Annotated in this window: 10 protein-coding genes; 6 read left to right on the top strand and 4 right to left on the bottom strand. The window is 33.4% G+C overall.

The window, feature by feature from the left end:
• The first annotated feature begins 172 nt into the window (after positions 1–172).
• The 6 genes from HPY79_00570 (at position 173) to HPY79_00545 (ending at position 6,808) form a co-directional block, all read left to right on the top strand.
• Complete coding sequence (locus tag HPY79_00570; GenBank protein ID NSW44313.1) at positions 173–967, top strand: alpha/beta fold hydrolase; 795 nt, start codon at positions 173–175, stop codon at positions 965–967.
• An 81-nt stretch (positions 968–1,048) separates the two neighbouring features.
• Positions 1,049–2,419: an aldehyde dehydrogenase gene (locus HPY79_00565; GenBank protein NSW44312.1), complete on the top strand. Its 1,371-nt coding sequence runs from the start codon at positions 1,049–1,051 to the stop codon at positions 2,417–2,419.
• Between the two features lie 72 nt (positions 2,420–2,491).
• Positions 2,492–3,304: a PASTA domain-containing protein gene (locus HPY79_00560; protein NSW44311.1), complete on the top strand. Its 813-nt coding sequence runs from the start codon at positions 2,492–2,494 to the stop codon at positions 3,302–3,304.
• Between the two features lie 5 nt (positions 3,305–3,309).
• Complete coding sequence (locus tag HPY79_00555; GenBank protein ID NSW44310.1) at positions 3,310–5,427, top strand: T9SS type A sorting domain-containing protein; 2,118 nt, start codon at positions 3,310–3,312, stop codon at positions 5,425–5,427.
• The gene (locus HPY79_00550; protein ID NSW44309.1) at positions 5,424–6,458 is read left to right on the top strand and encodes an RluA family pseudouridine synthase; all 1,035 of its coding nucleotides are present in this window, start codon (positions 5,424–5,426) and stop codon (positions 6,456–6,458) included. The genes HPY79_00555 and HPY79_00550 overlap by 4 nt, the downstream gene beginning before the upstream one ends.
• Before the next feature lie 110 nt (positions 6,459–6,568).
• Complete coding sequence (locus HPY79_00545) at positions 6,569–6,808, top strand: hypothetical protein (GenBank protein NSW44308.1); 240 nt, start codon at positions 6,569–6,571, stop codon at positions 6,806–6,808.
• Positions 6,809–6,863: 55 nt separating this feature from the next.
• Here HPY79_00545 and HPY79_00540 read toward each other — a convergent pair whose 3' ends face one another.
• The 4 genes from HPY79_00540 to bcp are packed head-to-tail and all read right to left on the bottom strand — an operon-like array spanning position 6,864 to position 11,523.
• The gene (locus tag HPY79_00540) at positions 6,864–8,984 is read right to left on the bottom strand and encodes a S9 family peptidase (protein NSW44307.1); all 2,121 of its coding nucleotides are present in this window, start codon (positions 8,982–8,984) and stop codon (positions 6,864–6,866) included.
• A 10-nt stretch (positions 8,985–8,994) separates the two neighbouring features.
• Positions 8,995–10,002, bottom strand: a complete 1,008-nt coding sequence (locus tag HPY79_00535; protein NSW44306.1) for a tetratricopeptide repeat protein — start codon at positions 10,000–10,002, stop codon at positions 8,995–8,997.
• Between the two features lie 41 nt (positions 10,003–10,043).
• Positions 10,044–11,066, bottom strand: a complete 1,023-nt coding sequence (gene recA / locus HPY79_00530; protein ID NSW44305.1) for a recombinase RecA — start codon at positions 11,064–11,066, stop codon at positions 10,044–10,046.
• Positions 11,067–11,073: 7 nt separating this feature from the next.
• On the bottom strand, positions 11,074–11,523 hold the full coding sequence (gene bcp / locus HPY79_00525) for a thioredoxin-dependent thiol peroxidase (protein ID NSW44304.1): 450 nt from the start codon (positions 11,521–11,523) through the stop codon (positions 11,074–11,076).
• Positions 11,524–11,667: the final 144 nt, after the last annotated feature.

Below are 11,667 nucleotides of genomic sequence, written 5' to 3'. Positions count from 1 at the left end.
CCATACTTGTACAAAAGAAGTAGCTATGGATTATATACCATGTAAATGTTTTACCAAGTGTTTTACCAAATGGTATCTGAACTTGTATGTATTTAAGAATTAGTAAAATAGAAAGATGTTTAACAACACTCCGAGGTCACTAAGCCGGGAAAACCGGCTTTTTTTATATTGTATGGAACTTTTTTACAGACAATTAGGAAACGGTTTTCCTATTATCATTTTACACGGACTTTACGGAATGTCCGACAATTGGATGAGCATTGCCCGTCAACTATCAAACAAATATCAAATTTGGCTGCCCGATCAACGTAACCACGGACGCTCACCACACTCAACTATTCACACCTATCAAGCTATGTGCAACGATTTGCTTGAGTTTATACAAAAACATCAATTACACAAACCCATCGTCATGGGACACTCCATGGGCGGCAAGGTAGCTATGACTTTTGCTAAAGAATACCCTAATCTCCTATCAGCTTTAGTAGTAGTAGATATTGCTCCCAAAAACTATCAAATACATGAGGCACAAGATATGCATTCGCATCATCATATTATAGAAAGTTTATGTTCGTTACCGCTCAATAAAATCGATAGTAGAGAAAAAGCCGACGAATTACTCAGCGACTCGCTCCCCTCACCTCTTTTGCGAGCATTCTTATTAAAAAATCTACAACGTAGTGAACATGGATTTCAATGGCTGTTTAATTTACCCGTGTTAAAAGAAAATCTTAAGCATATAGCTGGTGGTTTCGATAATGATTGGCAACAAGCTACAATAACAGGGTTCCCTGTTTTATTTCTAAAAGGCGAACAATCTGATTATATTACACCTAATGATATTCCACTCATCGAGCAAATATTTCCTGCTGCACAAATAGAAGTAATTCCCCAGTCCGGGCATTGGCTTCATGCTCAAAATCCTCAAGCTTTTATCGCTGCTTTACAAAAATATCTTAACTTTTAAGTTTTTAACATTAAAAAAAATTTACACTATCTTTACAAAAAGCTTTAGAGCATTTTTACAACAAGCAAAACTAATTTAAATATGAATCGATATACTGAAATAATTGAAAAACAACGTTTGTTTTTTTATACAAACCAAACTAAAAGCATCGATTTTAGAAAAAAACAATTGCTTTTACTTAGAGACGCATTACGAAAAAATGAACACATATTAGAACAAGCCATATACGCCGATTTTAAAAAATCGAAATTTGACACATTTACCAATGAGTTAGCACTATTGTATTTAGATATTCGCGAAGCATTAAAAAAACTTCCCCACTGGGCAAAAACAAAAAAAGTACGCACCAACCTTATCAATTTTCCGGCAAAAAGCTTTATTGTTCCAGAACCCTTGGGTGTTTGCTTAATTATTGGTGCATGGAATTATCCCATTCAACTCTCTCTTGCTCCTGCCATTGCAGCTATAGCTGCTGGCAATACAATTATTCTTAAGCCAAGTGAATTATCGTCAAACACCAGCAGCGTTATTGCTCAAATTATAAAAGACACATTCGAACCGAGCTATTTCACTGTTATTGAAGGAGGAGTTGAAGAAACCACTCTTTTATTAGAAAATAAATTTGATAAAATTTTCTTTACTGGGAGTGTGCCTGTTGGTAAAATTGTTTATCAGGCAGCAGCCCAACAATTAACACCGGTAACCCTTGAATTAGGCGGAAAAAGCCCCACCCTTATTTTACCCGATGCCAACCTAAAGATTGCCGCCAAACGCATTGCTTGGGCAAAATTTTTAAATGCCGGACAAACGTGTATTGCACCCGATTATTTGCTGGTGCATCAACAAATTAAAGACAAGTTTTTAGCTTACCTTGTAGATGAAATAAAGCAAGCGAAGTACTCCATCGATGCCGGCAATTATGTACAAATTATTAACGAACGAAATTTCAATCGCTTGATAAATCTTATCGACAAAGAAAAAATATTTTATGGGGGGATTTATCAAGCTGAAAAACGAATTATAGAGCCTACTATTCTTTGCGATGTTGATTTCAACCATATTTCAATGCAAGATGAGATATTTGGTCCTATTTTACCCGTTATTGTTTTCAACGATTTGCAAGCTATTATCAACGAAATAAAACAACGTCCACATCCTCTTTCGTGTTATGTCTATACCGAAAACAAAAAAACAGCAAAAAACATTATCCATCAGCTATCGTTTGGAGGTGGAGCTATTAACGATTCTATAATGCACATTACCAACAGTCGTTTACCGTTTGGTGGTGTTGGCAATAGTGGTATTGGCAGTTACCATGGCAAAGCAGGATTCGATGCTTTTACGCACTATAAAAGCATTTTAAGCAAACCGACATTTTTTGAACCTAACTTTAAATATTCACCTTATTCTGATAAAAAGCTCCAACTCATTCGTAAATTTATGCGAATATAATTCAAACACAAAAATCAATTTTAATAAACGGAAATATAATTTTATCTTTGCACTTGCGTTATACAAAAGATTATGAGTTTTTTAAACATCATCAAATCAAAGGCTATTTGGAAGCATATCGGTATTCAAATCGGTATTGTAGTTATTATTCTAACTTTTATTTATTTTTGGTTAAGTTCGTATACATTTCACGGCGAAAGCATTGACGTTCCCGATTTATCTAATATGACTTTTGAAGAAGCAGAGCACACTGCAGAATTACACGATTTAAAAGTCGTTCTTTCTGATTCGGTTCATTTTTTAAATAAACCTAAAGGCGTAGTGATCTCGCAAGTACCAGCGCCTAAATCAAAAGTAAAACCCGAACGCACCATTTATCTAATAATCAATGGTTTTAACAATGAAAAAATTGCTATGCCCGATTTAAGAGGGATATCGCTACGTCAAGCTACTGCCGATGCTGAACTTTTTGGATTAAAAATTGGAAAATTGACCTATGTACCTGACATATCGACAACAGTTTTAAAACAACTATATAAAGGAAAAGAAATTGAGCCTCAAACGATGATACCTGTTGGTTCTACTATCGATTTAGTAGTCGGCAAAGGCGAAAGTAACGAAAAAACAGAAATCGTCTGCGTAGTGGGTAAAACATTAGAAGAAGCCAATACTTTATTATCGGCTGCATCGCTCAACATTGGAACAGTTACTAAAGATGCCACCATAAAAAATGCTAAAGACTCTATCAGAGCTTTTATTTGGAAACAATCACCTAGTTGCAATAACAACAATGCAATAAGTTTAGGTAGTTATATTGACTTATGGATAACACTTGATAAAGACTTACTGCCAGAAACAAATGAGACAAACGAAATTAATTTTTAATTTATATGAAAAAATTTACTTTTAACCATATTTCCTTTTTTCAATTATTAGTTTTATTCTTATTATTTTTAATATCTGAGCTCACAGCTCAGCCTGTTTTAACTCGACCTTTTTTTAATGCAACAATAGCCGATGCTTATTCAAAACACATCAGTCTAAAATCAAACGATGACACTTTGCCCATTCCTTTTTTTGATGATTTTTCAAAAACAGGAGTTTATCCCGATAATTCGCTTTGGTTAGACAATAATGTATATGTAAATCAAAATTTTGGTATTCATCCCCCTAGTATTGGTGTTGCTACTTTTGACATATTAAATATGGCAGGGCAAATATACTCCCATGCTTCATCAAACACTTTTATTGCCGATTATTTAACATCTAAACCTATCAATTTATCTTATTTTATTACTTATAACTCTTTTTCTTATCCAACTAACATTCTTTTTTATTACGAATCTGCCACAGGTATATATCGACCGGCAGACTCACTTTATTACTATTCAGGACCTTATCTTTTAAACTGTGTTGTTCAACCTGGAACTTTTACACCAACCATGCATGTTTATTATGGTTCTGTTTCGCTCATAGATGTTAGCGACTCTTTATATTATTATGACACGCTAACTTCTCAGTATGTTCATATAGTACGATATACAACATCATATTACTCATTAACAGACTCTATTTATCTAAGCTTTTATTTTCAACCTCAAGGTTTAGGAGGTAATGCACCTGAAAGCAACGACTCGTTAGTGTTAGAATTTAAAACTCCACTTTCTGACTGGAAACACATTTGGTCATCGCCTGGCTTTTCAGATACTATTTTTCATAAAGTTGTAATTCCATTAGATAGTATATATTTAGTTAAAGGTTTTCAATTTAGATTTTACAATTATGCTAGTTTTGGAAATTTAAATTACCCAAGTTTTGCAAGCAATGTTGATTATTGGAATTTAGACTATGTATATTTAAATACCGGCCAACGAGTAAACGATAGTATTTATCCCGACATATGTTTTAAAGAACCTATTCGCTCATTAGTAGAACCACCTTATACATCTATTCCGTGGGAACACTATAAAATTTTAGATACGCTTCAAATTGATACTTTACGATTTAACTATTACAATCTATATAGTTCTTTAGTAAATGTAAAACGCTTTTTAACGATTAATAATATTACTAATCATCAACAACTCCGCTTCGACTCTTTAGGCAATGACAATATAGGTCCTTTTGAGACATTTCAATTTAAACAAAAGACCCAACCAAATTACTTCCCAGACAACAATTTAAATAAATGTACATTTGAAGTTTTGCTTAATATAACAGCTCCCACATTATCATCGCAAAGCATATTCACTTGGAATGATACACTACGATTTTTTCAAAATTTTGAATATTATTATGCCATTGATGATGGCTCGGCAGAATATGGCGTTGGTTTATCAGGAGAAGGCTCACAAAATGGTCAATTTGCCATGCTTTTCAAAACCTTAACTCCCGATACATTGAGAGCAGTAGATATGTTTTTCAATCGGACACTCAATAATGCAAGTCAAAAATATTTCTATTTAACTATATGGACTGTAAATAAAGGTAAACCCAACCATATCATTTACAAAAAAACTGGATTTAAACCCGAGTATGCTGGTATAAACGAATTTCATCGTTATAGTTTAGACACAACCATATATGTTACCGATTCAATATTTATTGGTTGGACTCAAACTTCTACCGATTTGTTAAATCTTGGGTTCGACCTAAATTACGATTATTCTTCTAATGTTTTTTATAATTTAAATGGTTCATGGACAAAATTACCATTTAATGGTACCCCTATGATAAGACCTGTTTTTAGCAAGTCTCAAATAATTAACGTAGAGGAAGAATATATGCCTTTGACCTTCATTCCATATCCTAACCCTGCTAATAACAAGATATTTTTATGCGATGAGCATATTTGCTCCTACATTTTATATGATATTACAGGCAAAATAATACTACAAGGCTTTTCGCAAAGCATTGATACAAGTCCACTCGAAAATGGCATTTATATTTTACAGATATTCCATAATAAACAAACAAGCTCACATAAAATAATAATTCAACATCCATGATTGACGAAGAACTCGATTTGGATTTAAGCGAAAACGAAGAAAGTACCGATCTATACGAACATCATCGAATTCAAGTAGATAAAGGTCAAACGCCTTTAAGAATAGATAAATTTTTAGTCAATCGTCTTAATCAAGTATCGCGAAACCGAATACAACAAGCTGCTGAAGCTAATTGTATTTTAGTAAACAACAAGCCTGTAAAATCGAATTATAAAGTAAAACCCAATGATCAAATTTCGATTGTATTACCTTATCCGCCCAACGAATATGAACTTATTCCTGAAAATATTCCCTTAGAGATTCTTTATGAAGACGACGACCTTTTAGTGGTCAATAAGCCAGCTGGAATGGTCGTTCATCCTGCAAAAGGCAATTATTATGGAACATTAGTTAATGCTTTATTATATCATTTCAAAGAACTCAGCAACAACGAAAGCATTCGTCCCGGTTTAGTTCATCGTATAGACAAAGATACCAGTGGAATTTTAGTTGTTGCTAAAAATGATTATGCTCATGCATATTTAGCCAAACAGTTTTTTGATAAAACTACACAACGAACATACATCGCTATGGTATGGGGCACATTCGATCAAGCTCAGGGTACGATTGTGGGTCATATTGGGAGGTCGCTAAAAGATCGTAAAAAAATGGCAGTGTTTACTGATGAAAGCCATGGAAAACCTGCTATTACACATTATAAAGTCATAAAAGATTATACCTACGTAAGCCTAATTGAATGTAAACTCGAAACAGGTAGAACTCATCAAATACGTGCACATTTCGAATATATTAAACATCCTTTGTTTAATGATAGCAAATACGGTGGCGATAAAATAATAAAATCTGGTAATAGTCCAAAATTTAAACAATTCATTGAAAACTGCTTTGAAATAATGCCGCGTATTGCATTACATGCTCAATCGTTAGGTTTTATTCATCCAAAGACAAAAAAAATGCTTTTTTTTGAAAAAGAATTACCCTCAGACTTCAAAAATTTAATTCAAAAATGGGAAAATTATATTATTAAGTAATTAACAATCAATGGTTAATATTTTTTTTATTTTTTTTTAAAGAAAGTGTACACTGTATCAAAAAGCTATATATTTTTGCATCGATTAATTTTAAAAATAATTAAAACCCTATGAAAAAGTTATTTGGTCTTTTAATGATTGCAGGTATGATGTCATTCGTAGCCTGCGGCCCAAGTGCAGAAGAACAAGCTGCTGAACAAGCTCGTTTAGATTCTTTAAAGAAAGATTCTTTAATGAAAGATTCTATTGCTAAAGCTCAAGCTGAACAAGCTCGTTTAGACAGCATTGCTAAAGCTCAAGCTGATTCTATCGCTGCTGCTGAAGCTAAAAAAGGTGGTAAGAAAAAATAATCTTGCACTTGCAAAAAATAAAAAAGCCCCTATTAAGGGGCTTTTTTATTGCTCCTTATTGAACCGTTTTAGGTTTAAGCCATTGGTCGAGCCAAGCAAAAAATTCGCGTTGCCACAAAATACTATTTTGTGGTTTTAAAACAAAATGCGACTCTTCGGGAAAGATTAATAATTTACTTGGTATATTAAGTAATTGTGCAGTATTAAAAGCCTGCAAACTTTCGGTATAAGGAATTCTAAAATCGTTTTCGCCTGAAATAATCATAATAGGTGTATCCCAGTTTTGTACAAATCGATGTGGACTATTCGCATACGATTTTTGAGCTATTTTATTGTTTTTGTCCCAAAATGGTCCACCTAAATCATGATTAGTAAAAAATACTTCCTCAGTTTCTGCATATTGACTTTCGAGATTAAACATACCGCAATGAGCTATAAATGCTTTAAAGCGTTTTTGATGATGTCCGGCTAACCAATATACCGAAAATCCACCATAACTAGCACCTACACATCCTAAATGTTCAGCATCGACATAAGGCAATTTTTTAGCATCGTCGATAGCCGATAAATAATCCTGCATATTTAAACCACCATAATCGCCTGAAATTTGTGCATTCCATTCTTGTCCAAACCCTGGTAAACCACGACGGTTAGGAGCTACAATAATATAATCGTTGGCTGCCATAATTTGAAAATTCCAACGATAGCTAAAAAATTGGCTTACCATGCTTTGAGGTCCACCTTGACAATAAAGAATAGCCGGGTACTTTTTAGTAGAATCAAAATGAGGAGGATAAATTAACCAAACTAACATTTGCTTTCCATCTACTGTTTTTACCCAATGCTCACGCGATTCACCCATCGCTACTTTATCGTAAATATTTTTATTTACTTGAGTTAAAGCTTGTAAAGCACCGTTTTCGGTTTTTACTTTATATAATTCGGTTGCCATTTGATGCGACATTTTAGCCGCAACTAAAGTATTGGCTACTAACTTAAAGGCAGTAATATCGTGCATGCCCGAGGTTAAGGGCTTAATAAAACTATTTTCTAAATTAACTACATAAATTTGTTTTGTACCTCTTATATCTGAAATAAAATAAATTTGTTTATCGTCAGAAGACCATTGATATTCAGTAGCATTCTGGTCAAATTGAATAGTAAGTTCTTTTTTCTCTTTTGTATTAAAATTATAAACAAATAATCGCATTTTATCCGATTCATAACCTGGTGTTGCCATGCTCATCCATGCTAAATACTTACCATTATGTGAAAAAACCGGATATTTATCATAACCAGGCATTCCTTCGGTCAAATTAACAGTAGTTTTAGTTTGCAAATTATACAAATAAATATCACTATTGGTAGAAATTGCATATTCTTTACCTGAAAGTTTTTTACAAGTATAGGCAATCATACTTCCATCGGTACTCCACGATATTTCGTTTGCTTCAAAATATGGCGACAATGGGCTATCATATGGTTCACCCTTCATAATATCTACCATATTGGTTAAGCTATCACCCACTCTATCTGCAATAAATATGTGGCTATAGGCCCCATCCTCCCAATGATCCCAATGCCTATACATCAATTCATTCGCGATATATACGTTTGCTTTGGGTAGGTCGGGATACATTTCTTGTAAAGTTGGCTTAATTTGGACGTCTTTGGTATAGTAAATTTTATCTCCTTTAGGGCTATATTCAAATGAATTGATACCATCGGCAATATTTGATATTTGCTTTGCATCGCTACCATCTGGGTTAATTTCCCACATTTGAGGGCTTCCGCTTTCAGTTGCAATAAAACCGATTTTTTTGCCATCGGGACGCCAACGAGGATTCATTTCACTGCCGACAAAAGTAGTTAGATGTTTTGATTCACCGCCATTTATATTTGTAACGAATAAATCGGTAAAACCTTTATTAGCCGCTATAGAATAGCGTGTTACCGAATATACTACCCATTGGCCATCGGGCGATATATCAAATTCGCCAATACGACCAAATTTCCATAATAATTCTGGGGTTACCTTCGTTTCGTTGATCGTTTGATTTGCCAACGAATCAAAAAGATTCACCTGTGTTGAAGATGACTTTTCTTCTGAAGGTTGAGGCTTGTTACAACTCCAACTCATTAATAATAAACTACAGAAAAATAATGCTGCTTTCATAACTTTTTTATTATTTTTTTTGATCTAATCGATTTAAAGCTTCAACAGCTAATTCGTAATTTGGAACCAATGATTTTGCTTTAATATACATACTACGTGCAGAAGTATAATCGTGAATCGACTCATAACAATAGCCTTTATTATATACAGCTTCTACCCTGTTGGGTTCCAATTGCATAACAGAATCGAAGTATGCCATTGCCTTACCATAATCTTTTAAGTACATCATGTAAATATAACCTTGATTGAAAAAGGCATTAGAATATTTTTTATCAATGTTCCTTAAAATATAATTATATGTTTCGAGTGCTTTTGTATAATTTTTATTTTCTTGATAATAAAAACCAATGTTATAATATGCTTGGGGATCGTTAGGACGCATTCGAGTAACAGTTCTGTAATATTGCAATGCAATTGAATCGTTAAGTTCTTGATTTAACAAGCCTAACATCATATATGCTTCTGCATCATCGGGGTTAAATTGAATAACATCCATAAACGCTTTAATAGCTTCTTTGGGCTGGTTTGTTTCAGTAAGTATAACTCCTTTAATAAAATGTGCATCGGCATATTGAGGGTCAATAGTCAAAGCTTTGTCAATATATTCTTTAGCTTTTTTATAATCTTTTAAATAACTATAATATTTACCTATACGAGTAAGTACTTTTAAACTTTCGGGCTTACGTTTTAAAAAATTTTGCAATACAGCACTTGCTTCGTTAATTTTGAGTGACTTAAAATAATATTCAGCAAGTTGTAAGGCATAATCATCGTTCATCGAATCTAAACGCAATGCAATATTAGCATCGTTTATGGCACTATCGGTAAGTTGTAATTGCCAATAAATACCTGCTCGCTTGTTAAATAACTCAGCATTTAAAGGGTTTTTGCGAATTTTCTGTGATATCTCAATAAGTCCTAGAGTATCTTTATTGCTTTTGTCAATAGACTTATTACCATTGTTTGTACATTCCCACACTAATAGATTTATCAAAAGAAAATAAATTATTTCCCTCATTTTTTGAGTTTTACGCATTCGTTAATAAATTGAAAAAAGTTCTATTTGGCAGTAAGTATTTCTTTAATCTTAGCCGATATTTCGTTCATTAATTCTGTATTGTCGGTTAAAATCTGCTTAACCGCATCACGTCCCTGACCTAGTTTAATATCGTTATACGAGAACCATGAGCCACTTTTCTTAATGATATTATTTTCAACACCGATGTCGATTATTTCGCCGATACGCGATATTCCTTCGCCAAAAATAATATCAAACTCAGCTTTTTTAAATGGAGGAGCTACTTTGTTTTTAACAACTTTTACTTTTACACGGTTACCCGTAGCATCTTCGCCTTCTTTTAATTGGCTAATTTTACGAATATCTAAACGAACAGAAGCATAAAATTTAAGAGCATTTCCACCTGTAGTAGTTTCGGGATTACCAAACATAACGCCAATTTTATCGCGTAATTGATTGATAAAAATGCAACATGTATTGGTTTTGCTAATATTGGCGGTTAATTTACGCAATGCTTGCGACATTAAACGAGCCTGAAGTCCCATTTTGCTATCGCCCATATCGCCTTCAATTTCAGCTTTGGGTGTAAGTGCTGCAACCGAATCTATTACAATAATATCGATAGCACCACTTCGAATAAGGCTATCGGCTATTTCGAGAGCTTGTTCACCATTATCGGGCTGCGATATATAAAGATTATCTAAATCGACGCCTAATTTTTCGGCATAAGTTCGGTCAAAAGCATGTTCGGCATCAATATAAGCAGCTATGCCACCCAATTTTTGGGCTTCAGCAATGGCATGAATGGCTAAGGTAGTTTTCCCAGATGATTCGGGTCCAAAAATTTCAACAACTCTTCCCTTCGGATATCCACCTATACCTAAAGCGGCATCGAGTCCAATGCTACCTGTAGGAATTACATCGACAGCAACAAAGCTCTCATCACCTAATTTCATAATAGAGCCTTTGCCATAATCTTTTTCAATTTTATCGAGTGTAGCCTGTAACGCTTTTAATTTTTCTTTTAAGTTCTCTTGTTTTTCTTGCTTTTCTTTTTTTTCCATAATATGTTTATTTTAATATTTGTTCAGAATGATTTTTAGTATCTACTTTTTCAATAATGTCTTGTATAATACCATTTTCGTCAATAATGTATGTTTTGCGAATAGTACCCATTACTACTTTACCATACATTTTCTTTTCGCCATAAGCTTGATAAGCTGTTAATATTTTTTTATCGGGATCTGAAATAAGCGGAAAAGGTAATTGGTATTTCTGAGCAAAATTTAGATGCGATTTTATGCTATCGGCACTTACACCAATAACTGCATAACCTTGGGCTAAAAATGTTTTGTAATTATCGCGAAGGTTACAGGCTTCGGCTGTACATCCCGGTGTATTATCTTTAGGATAAAAATACAATACTAGTTTTTTGCCTTTAAATTGTTCGAGTGTTATAGTTTGTCCATTTTGGTCAATACCCTCGAAATGAGGTGCCTTATCGCCAATTTTCAATATCATAGCATTTTTTTTAGTAGCCTTAAAGGTATGAAAAAAAACTGAAAAAAGATTAGAAACTTTTTAAAAACCATATCAACACTACATATTTAATATAACATATATTTGTTTATCAATACATTACATTAACATACTATATAGACTTAA

Source organism: Bacteroidales bacterium (assembly GCA_013314715.1).
Taxonomy (GTDB): domain Bacteria; phylum Bacteroidota; class Bacteroidia; order Bacteroidales; family GWA2-32-17; genus Ch61.
The sequence above is the reverse complement of the archived record's forward strand: the minus strand, read 5'-3'. Positions and strand labels throughout refer to the sequence as shown.